The 20,541-nt window shown below is 62.2% G+C and carries 17 protein-coding genes and 1 tRNA gene; 11 read left to right on the top strand and 7 right to left on the bottom strand.

The features are described 5' to 3' along the window. Positions 1 to 56: 56 nt before the first annotated feature. The 4 genes from rpsF to GO308_RS04980 all read left to right on the top strand — a co-directional run bounded on the left by rpsF (position 57) and on the right by GO308_RS04980 (position 2,334). Entirely contained in the window at positions 57 to 470 is a 414-nt protein-coding gene (gene rpsF, locus GO308_RS04995) for a 30S ribosomal protein S6 (RefSeq protein ID WP_066479243.1), read from the top strand. 11 nt (positions 471 to 481) lie between these two features. Beyond that, positions 482 to 706, top strand: coding sequence for a 30S ribosomal protein S18 (gene rpsR / locus GO308_RS04990; protein WP_010543816.1), 225 nt, complete (start codon positions 482 to 484; stop codon positions 704 to 706). 13 nt (positions 707 to 719) lie between these two features. After that, the gene (rplI, locus tag GO308_RS04985; RefSeq protein ID WP_066479241.1) at positions 720 to 1,322 is read left to right on the top strand and encodes a 50S ribosomal protein L9; all 603 of its coding nucleotides are present in this window, start codon (positions 720 to 722) and stop codon (positions 1,320 to 1,322) included. A 367-nt stretch (positions 1,323 to 1,689) separates the two neighbouring features. Beyond that, positions 1,690 to 2,334: a CAP domain-containing protein gene (locus GO308_RS04980; RefSeq protein WP_240884220.1), complete on the top strand. Its 645-nt coding sequence runs from the start codon at positions 1,690 to 1,692 to the stop codon at positions 2,332 to 2,334. A 3-nt stretch (positions 2,335 to 2,337) separates the two neighbouring features. Here the strand turns inward: GO308_RS04980 and mutL are convergent, their stop codons facing one another. Continuing rightward, positions 2,338 to 4,113 (bottom strand): DNA mismatch repair endonuclease MutL, encoded by a 1,776-nt coding sequence (gene mutL / locus GO308_RS04975; RefSeq protein ID WP_240884218.1) that lies wholly within the window; start codon positions 4,111 to 4,113, stop codon positions 2,338 to 2,340. Between the two features lie 148 nt (positions 4,114 to 4,261). On the opposite strand from mutL, the gene GO308_RS04970 reads away from it, so the two are divergent. From GO308_RS04970 to GO308_RS04945, 6 genes are all read left to right on the top strand, one after another. Continuing rightward, positions 4,262 to 5,302: a rod shape-determining protein gene (locus GO308_RS04970; protein ID WP_066479234.1), complete on the top strand. Its 1,041-nt coding sequence runs from the start codon at positions 4,262 to 4,264 to the stop codon at positions 5,300 to 5,302. Between the two features lie 14 nt (positions 5,303 to 5,316). Beyond that, positions 5,317 to 6,198: a rod shape-determining protein MreC gene (gene mreC, locus GO308_RS04965; RefSeq protein WP_240884216.1), complete on the top strand. Its 882-nt coding sequence runs from the start codon at positions 5,317 to 5,319 to the stop codon at positions 6,196 to 6,198. Next, positions 6,195 to 6,704 carry a rod shape-determining protein MreD gene (locus GO308_RS04960; protein ID WP_066546216.1) on the top strand — a complete coding sequence of 170 codons (510 nt, stop codon included), beginning with the start codon at positions 6,195 to 6,197 and terminating at the stop codon, positions 6,702 to 6,704. Before mreC ends, GO308_RS04960 begins: the two co-directional genes overlap by 4 nt. Beyond that, the gene (gene mrdA / locus GO308_RS04955) at positions 6,701 to 8,680 is read left to right on the top strand and encodes a penicillin-binding protein 2 (protein ID WP_066673146.1); all 1,980 of its coding nucleotides are present in this window, start codon (positions 6,701 to 6,703) and stop codon (positions 8,678 to 8,680) included. The genes GO308_RS04960 and mrdA overlap by 4 nt, the downstream gene beginning before the upstream one ends. Beyond that, the gene (gene rodA, locus GO308_RS04950) at positions 8,677 to 9,795 is read left to right on the top strand and encodes a rod shape-determining protein RodA (protein WP_066479228.1); all 1,119 of its coding nucleotides are present in this window, start codon (positions 8,677 to 8,679) and stop codon (positions 9,793 to 9,795) included. The genes mrdA and rodA overlap by 4 nt, the downstream gene beginning before the upstream one ends. 115 nt (positions 9,796 to 9,910) lie before the next feature. Continuing rightward, positions 9,911 to 9,986 (top strand) — tRNA-Lys (locus GO308_RS04945). 297 nt (positions 9,987 to 10,283) lie between these two features. Here GO308_RS04945 and GO308_RS04940 read toward each other — a convergent pair. Beyond that, positions 10,284 to 10,895: a S24 family peptidase gene (locus tag GO308_RS04940; protein WP_063977047.1), complete on the bottom strand. Its 612-nt coding sequence runs from the start codon at positions 10,893 to 10,895 to the stop codon at positions 10,284 to 10,286. 119 nt (positions 10,896 to 11,014) lie between these two features. Here GO308_RS04940 and GO308_RS04935 point away from each other — a divergent pair, with 119 nt between their 5' ends. Beyond that, positions 11,015 to 12,139, top strand: a complete 1,125-nt coding sequence (locus GO308_RS04935) for an IS110 family transposase (protein ID WP_240884208.1) — start codon at positions 11,015 to 11,017, stop codon at positions 12,137 to 12,139. A 181-nt stretch (positions 12,140 to 12,320) separates the two neighbouring features. Here GO308_RS04935 and GO308_RS04930 read toward each other — a convergent pair whose 3' ends face one another. The 5 genes from GO308_RS04930 to GO308_RS04910 form a co-directional block, all read right to left on the bottom strand. Continuing rightward, entirely contained in the window at positions 12,321 to 13,784 is a 1,464-nt protein-coding gene (locus tag GO308_RS04930) for an ADP-ribosylglycohydrolase family protein (RefSeq protein ID WP_240884207.1), read from the bottom strand. Positions 13,785 to 13,896: 112 nt separating this feature from the next. Beyond that, positions 13,897 to 14,457, bottom strand: coding sequence for a hypothetical protein (locus GO308_RS04925; protein ID WP_240884205.1), 561 nt, complete (start codon positions 14,455 to 14,457; stop codon positions 13,897 to 13,899). A 53-nt stretch (positions 14,458 to 14,510) separates the two neighbouring features. Then, on the bottom strand, positions 14,511 to 17,495 hold the full coding sequence (locus GO308_RS04920; protein WP_240884203.1) for a DEAD/DEAH box helicase: 2,985 nt from the start codon (positions 17,493 to 17,495) through the stop codon (positions 14,511 to 14,513). Further along, positions 17,492 to 19,315, bottom strand: a complete 1,824-nt coding sequence (locus tag GO308_RS04915) for a hypothetical protein (RefSeq protein WP_240884201.1) — start codon at positions 19,313 to 19,315, stop codon at positions 17,492 to 17,494. Before GO308_RS04915 ends, GO308_RS04920 begins: the two co-directional genes overlap by 4 nt. Beyond that, on the bottom strand, positions 19,312 to 20,514 hold the full coding sequence (locus tag GO308_RS04910) for a DUF6361 family protein (RefSeq protein ID WP_240884199.1): 1,203 nt from the start codon (positions 20,512 to 20,514) through the stop codon (positions 19,312 to 19,314). The genes GO308_RS04915 and GO308_RS04910 overlap by 4 nt, the downstream gene beginning before the upstream one ends. Positions 20,515 to 20,541 lie beyond the last annotated feature (27 nt).

The raw sequence follows: 20,541 nt of genomic DNA, 5'->3' as shown, positions 1-20,541 counted from the left end.
CGGAGGGGCGTCCGCACGGGGCGGCGTCAGCGATCGGCCAAGAGAAGGTACAAGACATGGCTCTTTACGAGCACGTGTTCCTTGCGCGCCAGGATCTGGCACAGGCGCAGGTGGACGCGCTGGCGGAAGCCGCAACCAAGATCGTCGAGGATATGCAGGGCAAGGTCGTCAAGACCGAGACCTGGGGTCTTCGTTCGCTTGCCTATCGCATCGCGAAGAACCGCAAGGCGCATTATGTGATGCTCGAAATTGACGGCCCCGCGGGCGTCGTTGCCGAGCTGGAGCGCCAGACCGCGATCAACGAAGACGTGATCCGCTACATGACCGTCAAGGTCGACGAGCTCGAGCAGGGTCCGTCGGTGATGATGCGCAAGGGCGACCGCGACCGTGAGCGTCGGCGGGATCGTGACGATCGTGGCGGCGGCGGTGATCGTCCGCGCCGCGACCGCGATGGCTTTGACGGCGAGTAAGGAGCAGACACATGGCACGACCGTTTTTCCGCCGCCGCAAGAGCTGCCCCTTCAGTGCGAAGGACGCGCCGCGGATCGATTACAAGGATGTCCGTCTGCTGCAGGGCTTCGTGTCCGAGCGCGGCAAGATCGTCCCGTCGCGCATCACCTCGGTGAGCGCCAAGAAGCAGCGCGAGCTGGCCCAGGCCATAAAGCGCGCCCGTCATCTGGGCCTGCTGCCCTATATCGTGAAGTAAGGGAGGCAGTCCGATGGAAGTGATTCTGCTGGAACGCGTCGAAAAGCTCGGCGCCATCGGCGACGTGGTCAAGGTCAAGGACGGCTTTGCCCGCAACTACCTGCTGCCGCGCAAGAAGGCGCTGCGCGCCAACGATGCCAACCGCAAGGTGTTCGAGGCCAATCGCGAGCGGATCGAGGCGGACAACGCCGCGCGCCGCACCGAGGCGGAAAAGGAAGCCAAGACGCTCGACGGCGTTTCGGTCACGCTGATCCGCCAGTCGTCGAACACCGGCCAGCTCTATGGCTCGGTCGCGGTTCGCGACTTGGTCGACGCGCTGGTCGCCGACGGGCACAAGGTCAACAAGAGCCAGATCGTGCTCGACCGTCCGATCAAGGCGATTGGTCTGTACGAGGTCAAGCTGGGTCTCCACCCCGAGGTCGCGGTGACGATCAAGGTCAATGTCGCCCGTTCGCCGGAAGAGGCCGACATGCAGGCGCAGGGCGTCGACGTGATGGCGGCGATGTTCGAGAAGGACGAGGCCGGCTTCACCGAGGATTACGATCCCAATGCCGAGCCGGGCGAGATCGCGGCGGAAGCCGCCCCGGCCGAAGCGGAGACCGAAGCCGAGGGCTGATCGTCCGACGCCGACGCGATACCAAGAAAAAGGGGCCGTCCGGCGATCCGGGCGGCCCTTTTTCATGCTTGCGAGAAAATGCGTTGAGGGTTCAGGGCGCCATGACGCACGCGCTGATGACCGCGCCGAGCGGCACCAACGCCAGGATGATCGGCAACAGCTTGTTCATCGGATGATCCAATCCTCATTCATCTCGCAGCAACAATGCCGCATGAAGACAAAGGTTTCCGCGAGGCGCTCCAGGATTTTTTCGCCGATCACGCGGAACAATCACGCTTTTTGCGTGCAGCTGCCCCGGACCGGTCATCCCCGGTAAATCTCGCGCGCGCTAACCCCGTCAGCCAGCAAGCGCGCGGGCGGGGTTCGGATGCGGCAGGGTTTCGGCGTCATTGGCATCGCGATCGGCGCGGCATGGCTGCTCGCCAACGCGCCGCCCGGTGACATCGAGCGCGCGATCATCGCGGAACTGAATTTCGCGCGGGCCAATCCGCGCGATTATGCCGAAGAGCTGCGCGACTATCGCGGGTATTTCGAGGGGCGCGTGGTCTATCCGCCCGACGATCCGGAGGGACAGTCGACGCGCGAGGGCGTGGCTGCGGTCGATGATGCGATCCGTTTTCTGGAGCGCCAGCCGCCCCTGCCCGCGCTCGACGACGCCCGCATCCTCGATCTTGCGGCGCGCGATCATGCCGACGATCAGGGCGCGACCGGCGCGATCGGCCATGTCGGGCGCAACGGATCGACCCCCGGCGATCGCGTGCGACGGCGCGGCGGCGACATCTATGTGGGGGAGTTGATCTCCTACGGCCAGCGATCCGCCCGTGCCGTCGTGCGCCAGCTCATCGTCAATGATGGCGTGCCGGGGCGCGGTCATCGCCAGCTGGTCTTTTCCAGCCGCTATCGCTTTGCCGGGGCGGGGTGTGGCACGCATCCGCGCCAGCGCACGGTGTGCGTCGTCAAGCTGAGCGCCACGCCCGACGGCAATCCAGTGCTGCCGACCGGCGGCAATTGACGGTCACGCCCGTCCGAACAGCTTTTCGATGTCGCCGTGCGCCAGCTTGATCCAGGTCGGGCGGCCATGATTGCACTGGCCCGAATGCGGCGTCACCTCCATCTCGCGCAGCAGCGCGTTCATTTCGGCGACCGACAGGACGCGCCCGGCACGCACCGATCCGTGGCACGCCATCGTCGCCGCGACATGGTCGAGGCGTTCCTTGAGGCTCAGCGCCTCGTCATAGGCGGCCAGTTCGTCGGCGAGGTCGGTGACGAGGCCGGTCACATCCCCCTGCCCCAGCATCGCCGGGGTCGCGCGGACCAGGACGGCACGGGGCCCGAACCGCTCCACCTCCAGCCCGAATGCGAGCAGCTCCGCCGCGCGTGCTTCCAGCCGGTCGCACGCGATTTCGTCGAGCTCGACGACCTCGGGCAGCAGCAGCGCCTGACGCGCCACCCCGCCATCCGCCATCGCGCGTCGCATCCGTTCGAGCACGAGACGCTCGTGCGCGGCGTGCTGATCGACCAGAACCAGCCCGTCGTCGGCCTCGGCGACGATATAGGTGCGCGCCACCTGTCCCCGCGCGACGCCTAGCGGGTGCACCGTCGCGTGCAACGGTGCCGCATCGGCGGGTTCGGCGCGCGCCTGGGGCGGCGAGGCAAAAAAGGTCGGCCGACGATCGGCGACCGCATGGCGCGACGCGGCATTCGGCGCGTCCCAACCGGCCAGCGGATCGGCCGACGACGTCGCGGGCATCGATGCCTCGCGCTGCCACATCGCCATGGCGCCCGCATCCGCACGCTGGGCGCTGCGGTGACCCGCCTCGTCCAGCGCGCGCCGCAGGCCGCTGACGATCAGGCCGCGCACCAGCGCGGGATCGCGGAAGCGCACCTCGGTCTTGGCCGGATGGACGTTGACGTCGACCAGTTCGGTCGGCAGGTCGAGGAACAGCGCGACGACGGGATGGCGATCGCGCGCCAGCATCTCCGCATAGGCGCCACGCAAAGCGCCGACGAGCAGCCGATCCTTCACCGGCCGCCCGTTGACGAACAGATACTGGTGATCCGCCACCCCGCGGTTGAAGGTCGGCAGCCCGGCAATCCCGGTCAGGTGCAGCGCCTCGCGCGCCAGGTCGACCAGGATGCTGTTGTCGGCGAGCGCCCGGTCGGTCAGCGCCGCGACGCGATCGAGCCGGCTCTCCCCCGCCTGGGTGCCCAGCACGCGGCGACCGTCATGCTCGACCGAAAAGGCGATGTCGGGCCGCGCCATCGCCAGCCGGCGCACGACATCCATGCTGGCGGCATATTCGGCGCGGGCGGAGCGCAGGAACTTGCGCCGCGCCGGCACCCGCGCGAACAATCCCTCCATGCGCACCCGCGTTCCCGGCGGCAGCGCGGCCGGCCCCTCGCCCGTCAGGACGCCGTGATCGACGATGCGCGACCAGCCCTCCGCGCCGCGCACCCGGCTTTCGATCGTCAGCCGCGCGACGCTGGCGATCGAGGGCAGCGCCTCGCCGCGAAAGCCCAACGTCGTGACCGCGTCGATCGCTTCGTCGGGCAGCTTTGACGTCGCGTGGCGTTCGAGCGCGAGCGCGATCTCGTCGGGGCGCATGCCGCAGCCGTCGTCGGCGACCTCGACCAGTTCGGTGCCCCCCGCCGCGAGCCGGATCGCGATGCGCGTCGCCCCGGCGTCGATGGCATTCTCGACCAGTTCCTTGAGCGCGCTGGCGGGGCGTTCCACCACTTCACCGGCCGCGATGCGATTGACGAGATGTTCGGGCAGGCGGCGTATTGACATGGTCGTTGCTCTAGCCCAAGCGACGGCATCCCGCGACCCGAATCCGCCAGTCTTCTCAAGGCCGGAGATGTCCGGTTTTTGGGATATGGGCTGATAATTTGTGCGAACTCCCGCGCAGCATGACGGCGCGGACCGGAACGGAACGACGATGGTATTTTCCCGCTTCTTCAAATTCATGTCGCACGACATGGCGATCGACCTCGGCACGGCGAACACGGTTGTCTATCTGCGCGGTCGCGGGGTGGTGCTCAACGAACCTTCGGTGGTGGCGGTCGAAACGCTGAACGGGGTGCGCCGCGTCAAGGCGGTCGGCGACGACGCCAAGCTGATGATGGGCAAGACGCCCGGCACGATCGAGGCCATCCGCCCGCTGCGCGACGGCGTGATCGCCGACATCGACGTCGCCGAACAGATGATCAAGCATTTCATCCAGAAGGTGCACGGCCAGCGTCGCTTCATGCGCTGGCCCCAGATCGTGATCTGCGTGCCGTCGGGTTCGACCAGCGTCGAACGCCGCGCGATCCGCGACGCCGCCTCCAACGCGGGCGCGAGCCAGGTGTGGCTGATCGAGGAACCGATGGCGGCGGCGATCGGCGCCAACATGCCCGTTACCGAACCGATCGGCAGCATGGTCGTCGACATCGGCGGCGGCACGACCGAAGTCGCGGTGCTCTCGCTGCGCGGCCTGGCCTACTCGACCAGCGTGCGCGTCGGCGGCGACAAGATGGACGAGGCGATCGTCAGCTATGTGCGCCGCAACCACAACCTGCTGATCGGCGAAGCGACGGCGGAGCGGATCAAGCAGGAAGTCGGCATCGCCAAGCCGCCGGCGGACGGCATCGGCCTGACCATCCACATCAAGGGCCGCGACCTGGTCAACGGCGTGCCCAAGGAAATCCAGATCAACCAGGGCCAGATCGCCGAGGCGCTGAGCGAGCCGGTCGGCACGATCGTCGAAGGGGTGCGCATCGCGCTTGAGAACACCGCGCCCGAACTCGCCGCCGACATCGTCGATCAGGGCATCGTGCTGACCGGCGGCGGCGCGCTGCTCGAAGGCATCGACGAAGTGCTGCGCGACGAGACCGGGCTGCCCGTGTCGGTAGCCGAGGATCCGCTGACCTGTGTCGCGCTGGGCACCGGACGCGCGCTGGAGGACCCGGTGTTCCGCGGCGTCCTCATCTCCGTCTGAGAAGGCGCTGAGCAATGGCGCCGCCGCGGGATCGGCGCCCGGGTTTCTCGCGTCGGGCGCAATATGGCGTATTCATCGGCTATGTGCTGCTCGCGACCGGCGCCGTGGTCGGCGCGGTGCTCCTGCTGCTGTCCAGCATCAGCCCCCAGGCGCTGTCGTGGCCCCGCGGGGCGTTGCGTGAGATCACCGTCCCCGTTTCCTACGCGGCTGGATGGGTATGGAACGGGATCAGCGGCGTGCCCGCGAGCATCGGCACCTATTTTCACGTCCATGGCGAGAACCGCGTGCTCCGCGCCAGGCTGGCGCGCGATGAGCAGCTTGTGTTGCGCGCGCGCGCGCTGGTGGCGGAAAACCGCCGCCTGAAAGCGCTGCTTGCCGTGCGCGATCGCGCTCCGGGGAGCATCGTTACCGCGCGCGTGGTCAGTTCGTCGGCATCGAGCACGCGTCGCTTCGCCACCCTGAACGCCGGATCGCGCCAGCGCGTGCGCGCGGGCCAGCCGGTGCTGGGCCCCAACGGCCTGATCGGCCGAGTAATCGAAACCAGCCTGAACACGGCGCGCATCCTGCTGATCATCGATCCGGAGAGCATCGTTCCGGTCCGCCGTGCGCGCGACAATCTGCCCGCGATCGTCGTCGGCCGTGGCGACGGCCTGGTCGACGTGCGCAGCGCGAGCGTCGCCAACGCCCCCCTGCTGGCGGGCGACACCTTCGTCACCTCCGGCGCGGGCGGCATCTTTCCGCCCGGCGTGCCGGTCGCCCAGGTGCTGAGGTCGGCGCGCGACAGCACGACCGCGCGTCCCTTCGCGAATGTCGATGCGCTCGACATCGCAATCGTGCAGCCCGCCTATTTCCCGGAGGCCGCCGCACCACCGGCACCCGCGGGGGCGACGCCGTGACCGATCGTCGCACCGCGCCGTGGGAGAGCGATCTGCCGCGTCGCACCGGCTGGCGGCCGCCAGCGTCGATCATGGCTGGATCGGCGCTTACCGTGCTCCCCGTCGTCGCATCGGTGCCGCTGCTGCCGCCCGCCGGGCTGCTGATGCTGCTGGGCTGGCGGCTGACGCGCGCGGACCTGCTGCCGCGCTGGGCGCCGCCGCTGCTGGGCCTGTTCGACGACCTGCTGAGCGGTCAGCCGCCGGGCAGCGCGATGTTGTTGTGGGCCCTGTGCGTTCTGGGCATCGATGTGCTAGACACACGCCTTGTGTGGCGCGATTTTTGGCAGAATTGGCTGATTGCGGCGGCAGCCATCGGGTTTTGCCTGATCGCTGGGCGATTGCTCGCGACCGATTTCACGGCGCATGTCGATAGCTGGCTGTTGATCCAGATCGTGGTGTCGATCGCCTGCTTTCCCCTCGCCGCGCGGCTGTGCGCAGCACTCGATACCCCGGCGCGCGAGCGATGAGCGGCCCGGTCAAGATCGTCACCGAAGCCGCGCAGGCGTTCAGCTTTTCGCGCCGGGCCATGTTCCTGACGAGCGCACAGGCCGCCGTCGGCGTGGTGCTGGCCGGACGGATGGCGTGGATCTCGGTGGCCGAGAACGAGCATTATCGGCTGCTCGCCGAAAGCAATCGCGTCAACCTGACGCTGGTGCCGCCGCGTCGCGGCTGGATCGTCGATCGTCACGGCGCACCCATCGCCAACAACCGGACCGATTTTCGCGTCGACATCATCCCCGATCGTCTGCCCAAGGACGATCGGCCACGCGTGCTCGGGCTGCTGCAGTCGGTGCTGGCGCTGACCGCCGACGATCTGGAGAAGGTCCAGACCGACCTGAAGCGCGCCGCGGGCTTTCAACCGGTGCCGGTCGCCGAAAATCTCGACTGGGAACGCTTTGCCGCGGTCAGCGTCCGCCTGCCCGAATTGCCGGGCGTGGAACCGACGCGGGGTTTCGCCCGCAACTATCCCGGCGGGGCAGCGGTCGCGCACCTTGTCGGCTATGTCGGCGCCGCATCGGCCGAGCAGTTCGAGAAGGACAAGGATCCGTTGCTCGTCACGCCGGGCTTCAAGCTGGGCAAGGACGGGCTGGAAAAGATGCTCGAGCCCCAACTGCGCGGCGAACCGGGGGCCAAGCGTGTCGAGGTCACCGCGCGCGGGCGGCTGGTGCGCGAGCTCGCCACCCGACCCGACCGTCAGGGCCAGACAGTCAAGCTGACCGTCGACCTGGGGCTGCAGGAATATGCCGCCCGGCGGCTGGGCGAGGAATCGGGGTCGGTCGTCGTATTCGATTGTCGCACCGGCGGCATCCTGGCGATGGCGTCGATGCCGGCTTATGACCCCAACAGCTTTTCGGACGGGATCAGTCGCGCCGAATGGGGCATGTTGTCGCAGGACGACCATTTGCCGCTGACCAACAAGTCACTGCAGGGCCTGTACCCCCCAGGCTCGACCTTCAAACCGGCGACCGCGCTCGCGGTGCTCGGCGCGGGTATCGATCCCGAGCGCACCGTGTTCTGTCCCGGCGGCTATCAGCTCGGCAATCGCCGTTTCGGCTGCCTGGGGCGGCACGGTTCGGTACGCATGCACGAGGCGATCGCGCGCAGCTGCAACACCTATTTCTATACCATGGGCCGCGAGGTCGGGATCGAGGCGATTGCGGCCGCGGCGCGACGGCTCGGCTTCGGGGCGGAACATGCGCTCCCGGTACCGTCGCAACGTTATGGCACCGTGCCCGACGCCGCGTGGAAGCTGCGCAAATATGATCAGAAATGGGGGGTCGCGGACACGCTCAATACCTCGATCGGCCAGGGCTATGTGCTGGCCAGCCCGTTTCAGCTCGCGCTCGCCTCGGCACGCATCGCATCGGGCAAGATGCTGACGCCGCACCTGATCGTCGCCGACCGGAAAGCCGATGGCCCGCTCGGCGTGCCGGCCGAACATCTGGCCATCATCCGGTCGGGCATGGACGAGGTCGTGAACGGCAACGGCACCGCCGTGCGGTCGCGCCTCCCCTTTCCCGACATCCGCATGGGCGGGAAGACCGGCACCGCGCAGGTCCGCCGCTTGAGCGCCGGCGCGCGCGGCGGATTGAACGTGCCCTGGAAGTATCGTGACCACGGGCTGTTCATCTGCTTCGCCCCGGTCGACAATCCGATCTATGCCGCCGCGGTCGTGATCGAGCATGGCGTCGGCGGATCGCGCGCCGCCGCCCCGGTCGCTCGCGACGTGCTCACCTATCTGTTCGACAAGCAGAAGGCGCTCGACATCCTCGCGCCCCTGGAAGCCGAATGGGGGGGCGACATCGGCGCACGCATGGCCAAGAAACAGGCGGCCTATGACGCGGCCCGGGCCGCCGCGCTGGACCCGGCGGCCGCTGCCGCTGCAGACGCCGCTGCCGGTGCGAGTCCGGCCGCGCCGCGCGTCCCGGGGGCGACACCGTGAACGCGCTAACCTATGTCCCGCGTCCGGTTGCGCAGCTACCCTGGCGCGTCATCCTGCTCGTCCTCGCGATCGGCGGTTTCGGGCTGGTCGTACTCTATTCGGCCGCGGGCGGCAGCATTTCCCCCTGGGCCGGACCGCAGGGGATCAAGTTCGCAATCTTCATGGCGATGGCGCTCGTGCTGTCGCGCGTGCCGGTGCAGTGGTGGTCGATGGGCGCGCTGCCGCTCTACGCCGGGCTGATCCTGCTGCTGGTCATGGTCGAGCTGCTCGGCGCGGTGCGGGGGGGCAGCCAGCGATGGCTCGATCTCGGCTTCATCCGGCTTCAGCCCTCCGAGCTGATGAAGCTCGGCATCGTCCTGGCGCTCGCCAAGTTCTTCGATCTTCAGCCACCCGGCGAGGCGCGCAAGCTCACGCCGATCCTGGCCGCGGGCGCGATGATCGGGTTTCCGGCCGCGCTGGTGATGCTCCAGCCCGACCTCGGCACCGCGCTGATGATCGTGGCCGGCGGGTTGACGGTCATGTTCCTGGCCGGCGTGCCGCTGCGGCTTTTCATCGGCGGGGCACTCGGGCTCGCGCTGGCGGTGCCGCTGGCGGTCAATTTCCTGCTCCACGATTATCAGCGCAAGCGTGTGCTTACCTTCCTCAACCCCGAAAATGATCCGCTCGGCACCGGCTATCACATCAGCCAGTCGAAGATCGCGATCGGATCGGGCGGGTTGTTCGGCAAGGGCTTCCTCAACGGGACGCAGAGCCATCTCGACTATCTGCCCGAAGGACACACCGATTTCGTCTTCGCCACCATGGCGGAGGAATGGGGGCTGATGGGCGGGCTGTTCCTGATCGTCGCGTTCCTCCTCCTGATCCGCTGGGGCGTCGGCGTGGGGATTCAGGCCTCGACCCGATTCATGCGGCTGACCGCGGCCGGGCTGGCGACGACGATCTTCTTCTACATGGCGATCAACATGGCGATGGTGATGGGTCTGGCACCGGTCGTCGGCATCCCGCTTCCGCTGGTCAGCTGGGGCGGATCGGCGCAGATGACGGTCCTGATCTGCCTGGGTATCCTGATGTCGATCGATCGCGAAAACCGCTTGGCGCGCACCCCGCGCTGGTAGGTCGCCCGAGGCCGGCACGATAATCTGATTTCGGGCGTTGCATTGCCGATCACGCAATGCTAACGGCCCGCCTTCCGACGACGGAAGCGGCATCCGCCGCCCCCGACCCCGGCATGGACGCATAGCTCAGTTGGTAGAGCAGCTGACTCTTAATCAGCGGGTCCTAGGTTCGAGCCCTAGTGCGTCCACCACTTTCCCCCCTACTTTTCAATCAGATACTAGGATCGCCGGATCGGGCGATTGAGAGCATTTTTGTGCTAGGTAGCTCTCTAGGTAGCAGCGCGCTAATTCGGCACTGCGGCTACTCAGCCTCCGCACATCAGCGTTCACGGTGAAAGATTCATGGCCTGCGCTTTGTCCGACTGCGCGTGAGCGAGTCGGCGTTTCACCTCTCAGCCAGCGCGACTGCTACCCATCTTGCTCCGCACCAGCATCGCACGCTGGGATGGCCGCTTAGAGCCTCAAGCAGCGCGGTGTCATAATGACAGCTAGGCCACCCGAGCTCCGATCCAGATCACCCGGCCGACAATATCGACGCCTTTGCGCTGGATGCCCTGCCAGCTCGGATATGCAGGGTGGTCGGTAAGAACGGTCAGACGGTTCTTCGTTGGGTCGATCGCTATTCGCCTTACGAAGATTTCAGAAGACCCACGGATGGCGTAAAGGCCTTCTCGCACGCTCTCCTGGAAGCGAACTCGGCTAATCATAACCTCGTCGCCATTACGGAGGGTCGGCTCCATCGCCTCACCAACAATTGGCAAGATTGCGACACCGGCGGGCTGATCACACAGCCGACCGAGCCATGCCGCATCAACCAGCCGCCATTGTGAGCGTGAATCGTTACCTGTCCCGTTCAGCAATGGGACTTTTACTATCGAACGCTGCCCGACTGTCGGCCCCTCCTTTCCACCGAGCATCTCTACGGGCACGTCAAAATGCAATGCCAGCAGCGCTATATCGCTTTGGTCAAGGCGGGCTGGAGACCCTCGTTTAATGAACTGCTGGATGTATGCCGAGTTTCGCCCGAGGAGGCGCGAAATCGATGCGTAGGTCTCTCCTCGCTCGCTGATTAGGCCATCCAACGCCTCCCGCGGCTCCATCCTATCGTCTCCTTCGATTTCCTACCTTTCTATCACACGCCGGAGGAACAATCCTAGTCGGACAGCCCCGACAAGGTCAGTAGGGCAAGCAAAAGAAACAAACGTCGTACGGAAGCACAATGCCACGGCACCTGCGCTACTGGGTCGGCCTCGACGCCGGCCACTTGGAGACTGCGGTCTGCCTCGTCGATGCCGAAGGAAACGTTTTCTTCGAGGCAATGACTGAGACCCGCGCTGCTCCGATAAGGGATATCCTTCGCCGGTTCGGCGTTGAGCCTGTCCAGTCTATTACGATCGAGGCCGGTGTCGGCACTCAGATGGTTCGGGATCTCCGATCGTTCGGTTTTCCCGTTCAAGTCGCCGACGTTCGCAAATCAAGCAAATTCCTGGCGATCCGACGTCAAAAGACAGATGCGAATGATGCCAAAGGTCTCGCTGAGCTTGGCCGACTAGCGCAGTCCTTCGGTCCCCATGTTTTCATCAAACCGGTGGAGCACCAGGACATCCGGATAATGATCAACATCCGTCGAACCCTGCTAAAGCATCGAGCCAGGACGGATGCGCTGCTCCAGTCCATATTCAGATTGCACGGTGCCAGTATCAAGCTCCTGAATGGGCGAGGATCGCTCGCAGCTGAAGTCGCTAACCAACTCAGGCTTTTGAGCACCAACGGCGTGACGATCCGCGTCGATTTGGATCCCCTGGTCAGGATGGGAGAAGATCTGCGCTCTCATATCTGGGATATGGATCGAAAGATGCGCACAATGGCCGCCAGCATCCCGGTTTGCGCCAGATTTCAGACGATTCCTGGCGTTGGGACAATCACAGCGCTGTCATTTTACAGCGCCGTCGGAGACCCGTACCGCTTTAGAAGCAATCGAGATGTCGGGCCTTATCTCGGCCTAACGCCCAATCTGTATCAATCTGGCGCCACCGCGCGCCGCGGCCGGATCAGCCGCTACGGAAACAAGCTGACCAGGTCGCACCTAATCACGGCAGCCACCGTGCTGCTTCGCACAATCAAAACCGAAAGTTCATTGCGTACTTGGGGCCTCCGGCTGGCAACAAAGATCGGATTTCTCAAGGCTCGCGTTGCCGTCGCGAGGAAGCTCGCTGTGATCATGATGGCAATGTGGAAGACGGGCGCCTCGTTTGATCCAGACAAATCGAAACCGCGGTTCCTCCAGCCGGAGGAGGCAGGCTTGGACCCCGTACGTATTTCTGGGACCAAGATCCCGTTGTAGGTAATTGGGCCAAGCCTGCCGTCTGATCCCGCTGCCAGGGGCCTTCTGTAAAGGGTCAAACCTTACGCATTATCCGCTAATTCAGCGATAGGGCATCAAGCATGACACATTATGTGCCCATGGGCACCAATGCGGGCCGAACAGCAACGCCGCCGATCGCTGCCATGTATCGGCCGCGACGTTAGTTTGAGAGCGCGACTGCCGGGAACGCCAGTTTACGCGCGAGAGTCTCAATTTCCTCGCGCCATGCCAGCTTTTCTAGCCATGATCGGCGGATCGACGATGCGCCGTAAATTGCGCCGGCCAACTGCCCGGCAATTGCGGCAGTAGTGTCGGCATCGTCACCGAGGTTGGCTGCCAACAGCACGGCGTCGTCAAAGCTCGTCGCGTTTGCCACGGACCAGATCGCTGCTTCGAGGCTGTGCGCTACGAATCCGCTGCTCGCAATCTGATCGCGTGCTTTCCCGCGCCAGCTACCGGCCATGATTGGACCGACCTCAGGTCCATATTCACCCGAGGGAACCGCCAGAGCATCCTCAAAGCTGGCACCTAGGATAGCCGCCCGCAAGACCAGAGCATACGCTTCACAGGCCTCGAGGCACGCATCTGCAGCGTGCGTGGTCATGCTCTGTCGGCGGGCTACTCGTGTCACTACTGCGGGATCTTGCTGTATCCCCCAGATCGCGACTGGCGCGAGCCTCATTAGTGAGCCGTTGCCTGCCGAGTACGGATCGGTCGAGCCGGCAATCGGGTCGCCCGTTTCCTCGAACCGAGCAAGGGCCTGCCGGGTTGCGATCCCGATATCGAAACAACTTCCCGTGGGACTGAATGCGCCGTTCCTCCACCAATCGACAAAACGCAGTTGTGCTTCTCCCGGCTCAAAAGCCGAGCCCTTGGCCGCGCTGGCGAGGAGAGCTTCTCCGAGCGCCAGGGCCATGGAAGTGTCATCGGTCCATGTCCCCGCATCCAAGCCGAACGGCCCTCCCCCGACCATGTCCGTGATGTGGGCATAGCTGTCGCGCGGCTTGAACTCGAGCGTCGTCCCCACAGCATCTCCGACCGCCAGTCCAACCAAACAGCCATAGGACCGATCGTAGATGCGCTCGATCTCTCGCAGGTGATCTTCTTGTGCCTTCGTCTCAATTGCGCCAGGCCTGACGCAGCGAACGTGAGCGATTGCACTGCTAGCGTCAGCAAGGCCAAGTTCGACTAGCAGCCTCGCTGCCACAGTACCGGCCCGGCCGAGCCCGCCGCGGCAGTGGATGAAAATGCCGTTCCCGTTGATTAGCAAGCCGCGCAACCGAGCTCCGGCCGTCCGCCATCTTTGCTCGAATTCCTCGCCAGGTGCCGTGACGTCGGGGATCGGCAGATGAAACCATTCCATCCCGCGCGCAGCAACCGCAGTCTCCAGATCTGCCACCCCCAGCAGCGCGATCTCGTGCTTCTCAATCAGAGTGACGACTGCAGCAGCCCCCCACCCCCGCACCGCGTCCAGATCGGCCGCAAGGTCACGCTTCCACTCAAAGCCAGCGAGCGCAGGCCCTTGCTTTCCTGGACAGAACGATAGCCCAATCCTACCTCGCGCAGCAGCGAGTGTCGGGATCCTGATGGGGTCGGTAATGCTTGTGCGACAGTTTTCGGTCATTGAGTCCCATTAAAGCAACCATCCGACAAAAATGGTCGCAGTTAACCTTCTCAGAAACGAAGCTCTCCGATCTGGTGATCATGGCCGTCACCAAGTTTCATCCCTTTTCGAGCTAACGCCCACTGCGCTTACCCAGAAGAGGTCGCTTCGTGTCCCAAAGGGCTTGCTCAAGAAGCTCGAGAGTCCATTGATCCATCTGGGGTGAGAAAAACCAAAGCGATACCTTCACGTCCATCGGATAACCCCTCGCCCATTGGTTCAGGCGCATCGCATATGTGTCTACCCCCCCGATAAGACCGAGGTGTTGCGCAAACCTAGATGGAAATGACTTTGAGCTGCCTACATACAGTGAGGCGGGATTCGGTTCATCCAATAGGCGACTGTATCGTAGTTTTCGGCCAGAGTGTTCACAATGCGATGCCCGTTGCTTAAACTTGCCCTTCATTGTGCCGTAACCAGAACCATCTGTCAGCTCAAAGCAGTAAATTACGGCTGATCGTGCACTGCATTTTTTTCGCACACGATCCAAAACTTCTTTCATCCCATCTGGATCAGATAGTGCAGACAAATTAAACTTGAATTGCTCATCACCAATCGGGGCGGATTCTTTCAGATTGCCCATCGCACGAGCGAGATTCGACAATGCCAAAGCCCGACAGGTACTGAACTCCATGACTAAATTCCCTGCAAATTATGTGATAGGACATCAGGCAAATTCTATCGAAGCTATGAAGGCGCCCCCGGCGAGAGATTTAATGCGAGCGCTCGGGCAGCATCATGATCAAGACCAAAATGCTCAATCATGCCCTCGAACAAATGAGGTTCAGGCTGTCCAAGCGCGAGACGGTAACGGACCAGCTCTTCGCGCAGACGCTTGAGTTGGAGCTCGACGCGGCTAAACGGCACTGCAAATGTGACACTGACCGGCTTGTGATTGGTAGGCGACCACCAGCGCTCTAACCCAAGGCCCTCCCTCTTTGCCGCCCTTGCAGCGTCGAAAATTGCCTGAAAAGGGCTGGTCCAGGACTCGGCCGTCAGATTGCCGAATTTGTCAGCAAGAGCCCTCCGGACACCAAGACTTGCGTAGCGTGATACCCGGCCCTCTCGTTGTTCAAAATCGACAGGATCCCGGGGCAAGTCCCAATGAATGACTCGGTCACACCATACGTGAAAATCAAGCCCCTCCTGGCCAACGGATGTCGTTGCCAACACATGCGGCCAAAATGGCGAGTTGAAGCCCTTGCGAAGAGTGTCGGAGCGAAGCTTCTCACTGGCCTTCGACCCTGTATTGCGCCGCTCGGCTCCCATGTACGGTGCCGCAGCATGGACTCGAACTGTCCGCGTCCCACGAGTAGTCCTCCGCTGGACGCGCCCTGGCCGTCCAACAAGACTTTGGTTTAGAATATCGAGAGTTTCAGCATCACCTACCAATCGCGTGACTGCCAAGTGCTCGTCCAACGTTGCCTCGAGGCAACCATCAAGCAATGCCTGACGAAGTGCTTCGGGATACCCACCAGGTATTTTTCTGCGCCTTGCGCCCAAGACCACGGACGCGAAGTAGCGCTGACCGAGATATGGCCGAAGTTGTCGCCAACAGAAGTCGAACGCATCCGGAAGGAGATCTGACAGCTCCTCCTTCTGGTGCGGGTGCCTTCGGATAGTTCTTGCAACAATCATTCCCGGTGTGCCGAGCATCCAGTCGGCTAGACTAAGTATCTCACCCTTCGTGATTGAGCGGCTCACATTTTTGCGCTGCCAACCGCGTGGCTTTACAAGGCGTTTGAGCTGCCAAAGTGCTCCTGTAACCTTATCGCCACCACCGAGAATTCCCTCGATATCGAAGGCCAATCGCCATGGCTTTCGAGCAGGCCCAACTGGTGCAACAACATCAAAACCGTGCTGTTCGAGCCAGGATCTAAGGCCCTTTTGCGCAGCGCGGCGCACATCACTGACTTTAAGATGCCCAGATTTTTCAGGGTCAAAGGCTTCCGACAGTTTTGGGAACGGCATAAACATGGCGATGAGTGGCCATGGCGCTTTGGCATCCGGTCGGAGATAACTTTGCGTTCTAGGCTTGCCCGAAGCTTTGCGCGGACCCGAGCGTAACTCTACCTCGCCGCTCAGCCAAGATGCTACAGCGGGTGGTGTGCCGCGATATCTGCTGAAAAGCAGGGCTTTCCCGAACAGACGCTCACTTGAAGCAAGCTCAGCCCACCTTCCTCCCAACGACCACCAGGGGCGTGTCGGAGCGAGCCAAGGCAGCGTAAGCGCGTCAAGACTGAGCGTAGACGAGCCACTCCCGTTTGGATCGACTAGTGACCTTAATTGCGGGTGAGCCGGGCGATGCTTAGTCGATGCGATAGTTATCGATGGAAGGTCTGACCCCAGCGCTTTGCATATCTGATACTGGAATAGTGTCTCTGCAGGGTATGGAACAGATGACCACAGCGGTTGCACCCAACTGCGCGGAACTCTCTTAGCTTTTTTCGATACATCGACTGCATGGGCCAAATGACGGAATGTGATCAGGTCTCCAGCCTCGACTGCCGCAACATTCTCTCGCCGTTCAAATAGCTCTCCACTGATTGCTGTAGCTCGCTCAGTGCGGGCAATGACCGGGCGTAGGGCGGTCTCCAAGTTTTGCTTTGCAACTGCAACGTCAGCAAGCGCAGCCTCGATATCATCGCGTCTAGAAAGGGCATGATGGTGCGCTTCGATTGCCGCTTCGGCATCTTGTGCCAATCCTGCACCGAACTGACCGTGCAGGAAACGAACCAACTGAATGAAATGACTGTAACGCCCGCCTGGGATTTCACCGTGATCCAGCCGCTGAAGACGGTAGGGCGTCGCAGACAGCAGCAAGATAGCAGGTCGGCTCTCGTGACCGTCAATCAGCGCATCGACCAACTTTCGCTGAACGAAATGCCGCTCCTGTGCTAGCGGCTCCGCTCGCGGCAAGCCAGCTGGCACTATGAGATCAGCGTACCGGTGAAATTCATCCAGGATGAGGATGTCGGGGCGAGTGGCTGGGTGCCTCAGCGCGACAAGCGCGAGCGCAGCGCGGCAACGAAGGACCAACTCGGGAACAGAATTGCCCCAAGACTCAAGCAAATTCTGCAATCCAAGATCGAGCGGCTTTCCTGTCAGAGATGTCAGCTCTCGCAGGGCCACCTCAAACGGACGCTTAAGATGGGGAGGCGCAGGCTCGACGACAGCCGAAAATAACCGCCGCTCACCTTGCTTCTCTCGCTCCAGATCGATCGCGCGTAGCCTCTGCCAAAGCTGCGGCGCGACTTCCTTGAGCAACCCGATGATCAGATCGCGTTCAGCGGCGCGACCAGTCCGCTGACCAGGCTTCCACCCAGGCAAGCTAGTATCCGGCGTGTAAGAGTAGACCCGAAAGGAAGATTCCTGTCGATCTGGCTTCTTGCGCAATGCGAGCGAAAGCCGGTCTTCTGGGCTAGGCCAGTCAGGCTGTAATGCCCTAAGTTTTGTGAGGTTTTGTGATGCGATGTCGAGATTTGGGCAAAGATATACTATGTTCAGAGTGCCATTTTTCCGGCGCTGAAGTTCTGCCGCGATAGCTTTTGCTGATACAGTTTTTCCCAAACCGACCTCATCCGCAATGAGGAAGCGCCTGCTCCCATCGTCACGGATCAGAGCATTCACTGCAGCATCGACCGTCATTTGCTGGAAACGCTCGAGGGTCATTTTGCTTCGCCGATTGCGCAACGGATCGCAGTCCAAAGCTGCTCAATCTGGGCCCATTGCGCTATTGCGGCAGCGTCCCGCTCGTCCTCCGAAGCCTGGGCCAACTCTGCACCGAGAGCCTTCAAGGTATCTTCGAGACGCTCTGCCCGCGTCTCAAATTCACTGGGGTTACGCGCCCATGCAGCTAGAACCTCCTCAATGGCCAAGGGCAGAGCATCGCCTGAACCGGCGAAACCGGACCCTGCCCAGCGCCTATGGCCAGTCCACGTTGTTCCCTCTGCACCAACTATCCCTTCAAGCTGCGCACGAACCCAAGCGCTGGCACCGGCGATGCCGATGTAAGCTGCGGTGGCAGCTCGATCGCGTGCTTCCGCATCGTGTTCGGGGAACGAAACGGACTGCGCCCACGTGCGAGGCGGGCAGTCATTCTGCAGGCGCTCAGCGCGGAAGCAGACTAGAACAGTTTCAAGTTTCAGGGGTAGCCCACCTGGTACGAGCAATACCGATCTTTGGCCAGGTTCCCAACTTGTGACCGCATCCGGCCTCGTCAGCAGCCAAGTCTGGAGTCGATGTTCCGAGAGAAACTGATCAAAGGAGGTGTGACTGTTGAGTGTCAACCCTCCACTGCCCCGGACGATTTCCAAACTAGCCCCAACAATGGTCCTGATAGCATCATCAAGCTCTCGCTCCGCCGCACGCTGCTTTTCTGCGTTAGCATCAAGTTCAATATTCTCGAGCTTAAAGGGCGCAGCATCCTCGATGTACGAAATGAGTGCTTTCGAAACTTCAGGTGGAATGTCGAGCTCAAACAACACCTCGGCATTTGGGCCGTCCATTCCGCGCTTGGTGAGATTTGCACTTCCGATCCAAAGTCGGTTCGTGTTGCCCTTCTGTCGCAGAAGCAATTTCGCGTGAATGCCAGCAGGATCGGCTTCTGAAACATCGTCAATGTCTGTGGATGCGTCCGAAGCCTCGACTGATATCGGAACATCGAAGGTCGGCGGCCGATCAACCAATAGCAAAATGTCAGATCGGGCCCGCAGCTTGATCGCGGAATCGGTGGTCGTCAGTAATGAGTTTTGCGTAGAGCCTACGAACGCGGAGCAGCACGCATCATCAACGAATGGACTAATCGCCACCGTGCGCGTTGCGCCTCGTAAGCCAGTGATGAATGGCTTCAACTCACCTGCTCTGCGCCATTGGATGCCTTGAAGTTTTACGTCCTTAGGTGCGTTCCATCGAACCGACCGCAACTCGTCTTTAAAGTCTGCGATCCAGCCAATGGGGGATAATAGATCTTCTGCCATCGAAGCGATGGACGAAGCGATGCTCGGAGATCGAGAACTACGTGCACCCCCAGCCCGGCCGACCAACAATAATCCTGCCTCTCTATCTTGACCACCAGTCAGGTTGCGACTGCCAAGCCAGAGCCTCCATGTTACGAGCTTTTTGGGCCCCAAATAGCGGATGAGTGCGAGTTTTGGGTGGTAAGACGCCCCACGCGGGGGTTGAACCGGGTGAAGACGGCGGTCTAGCATGTGAAGGACGCCGAAATGGCGCACGGCAGGCTTCAACCGATCCGCTTGAAAGACGATGTCAATGCGCGGCGCTACGTCATTCAACGCGTCAACGAAGCTGAGCGGACCGGCTTCAAGCTCTTGCTCACCTGCCCGGCTCAGCGACAAGATTAAAGCTGCAACAGCAACTAAATCGAGCGAGTAAGTTGCAAAAGCCCCGCGATCGAGCGTTTGGTCACCCGTTGGACGCAGCCCCTCGAACACGGAATATGCCGCTTCGCGTTCAAAACCAGACGCTGTCATCTTGCCCCCAGTTGATCGAGAAAGCCTGTAATCCGATCCCATCGATACGATAATGGGACTGGCTCGCGCGGCCACCAGTTCGCCCGCCTGTCGCCGCCACTTCGAGCGAGCAAGGCTCGCCCCGGCTTTTGGGCCTCCTCTCTCGACCTATAAACATCTTCGAGCACCGAAATTTCGCCCGCACCCTTAGACAACCAAGCCTGGGTTGCCTCGATCAGCGGAATCAGCTTGCTTGCCTCAGGGACATCCACGAGGAGTCCTAGCCGATCTAGTTTGACAGCCTGTTCGCCATGCTGCTGGACAGCATCATCAAGCCATCTGCGCATCGTGGTATTTGCATCTGCACTAGCGTCCTTCATTCTTTGGACGAGCGCAGTATGAATCGCTCGAGAAATCGCCGCCAATGATCCCGCACATGCTGCTCGGCGAAGACTAACCTTTTCGTCTTCGTCGCACAGTGAGAGCACCGAAGGGCTGGTAATTGACGTGGGCGTAGCGCCTCCACGTTCAGCAAGCCGATATAGAAGTGAACGGCGTCCAAGCGCATCTCGCGGAACCGCCCAGGCACGGATAATGCGCCCCGCCTCGTCGTTTTCTTTGTCCAGATCGAATGTAAGCGGTTCAGACTGGTTGCGCCAACGCGATGGCACGGGCGGCGGATCGGAGAAGATGGACTTTGCCTGATCGGGGTCGACCTCAGGACGTCCATGCTTCCCGGTTAGATCCGGCCAACGGCTATGCAGCTCGCCTCGGCCTGGCGCGTCTCTGCCAACCGATAGTGGCCGAACGATCCCCCAAGTGCGCATTGCATTCCAGTAGACGGCGCTTGGCTTTACTACGGGAGAGCGACCCACCCGAAGCACGCGCCCGCCGATGATTCCATTTCCATCGTCGTTACCATAGTGGCGAAGCAGTTTGTGGCCGGTTCGGTCCTCAATGCGATCCAACTCCGACTTCTGAAATGCCTCTCCACCAAACCGCTGCTGTAACTCGAGGTAACTCCAGCAGACAAACCAGATGTATCGCAATTTCGTGTGCTGCACCGATGTCCCGGGGAAAAACCGATCGGCATAGCCAAAATGGATCACGCCAAAGCCTAGTTCATCTCGGGTACCGTCAGGACCAAACTCCGCCAAGGCGAGTTCAGCTGTCCTGCGTTCCTTTTGCGATAGCCATACCCAACCAAGTTGTGGTTCCAACGTCCCCCACTCCAATTCGCGTTAACA

This window comes from Sphingomonas sp. SFZ2018-12 (assembly GCF_022496715.1).
Taxonomy (GTDB): Bacteria; Pseudomonadota; Alphaproteobacteria; order Sphingomonadales; family Sphingomonadaceae; genus Sphingomonas.
This window is presented reverse-complemented; position numbering and strand designations above follow the sequence as displayed.

Coding starts and splice junctions, on each gene's coding strand:
- rpsF (WP_066479243.1), top strand. CDS start 57: ATGGCTCTTTACGAGCACGTGTTCCTTGCGCGCCAGGATCTGGCACAG.
- rpsR (WP_010543816.1), top strand. CDS start 482: ATGGCACGACCGTTTTTCCGCCGCCGCAAGAGCTGCCCCTTCAGTGCG.
- rplI (WP_066479241.1), top strand. CDS start 720: ATGGAAGTGATTCTGCTGGAACGCGTCGAAAAGCTCGGCGCCATCGGC.
- GO308_RS04980 (WP_240884220.1), top strand. CDS start 1,690: ATGCGGCAGGGTTTCGGCGTCATTGGCATCGCGATCGGCGCGGCATGG.
- mutL (WP_240884218.1), bottom strand. CDS start 4,113: ATGTCAATACGCCGCCTGCCCGAACATCTCGTCAATCGCATCGCGGCC.
- GO308_RS04970 (WP_066479234.1), top strand. CDS start 4,262: ATGGTATTTTCCCGCTTCTTCAAATTCATGTCGCACGACATGGCGATC.
- mreC (WP_240884216.1), top strand. CDS start 5,317: ATGGCGCCGCCGCGGGATCGGCGCCCGGGTTTCTCGCGTCGGGCGCAA.
- mrdA (WP_066673146.1), top strand. CDS start 6,701: ATGAGCGGCCCGGTCAAGATCGTCACCGAAGCCGCGCAGGCGTTCAGC.
- GO308_RS04940 (WP_063977047.1), bottom strand. CDS start 10,895: ATGGAGCCGCGGGAGGCGTTGGATGGCCTAATCAGCGAGCGAGGAGAG.
- GO308_RS04935 (WP_240884208.1), top strand. CDS start 11,015: ATGCCACGGCACCTGCGCTACTGGGTCGGCCTCGACGCCGGCCACTTG.
- GO308_RS04930 (WP_240884207.1), bottom strand. CDS start 13,784: ATGACCGAAAACTGTCGCACAAGCATTACCGACCCCATCAGGATCCCG.
- GO308_RS04925 (WP_240884205.1), bottom strand. CDS start 14,457: ATGGAGTTCAGTACCTGTCGGGCTTTGGCATTGTCGAATCTCGCTCGT.
- GO308_RS04920 (WP_240884203.1), bottom strand. CDS start 17,495: ATGACCCTCGAGCGTTTCCAGCAAATGACGGTCGATGCTGCAGTGAAT.
- GO308_RS04915 (WP_240884201.1), bottom strand. CDS start 19,315: ATGACAGCGTCTGGTTTTGAACGCGAAGCGGCATATTCCGTGTTCGAG.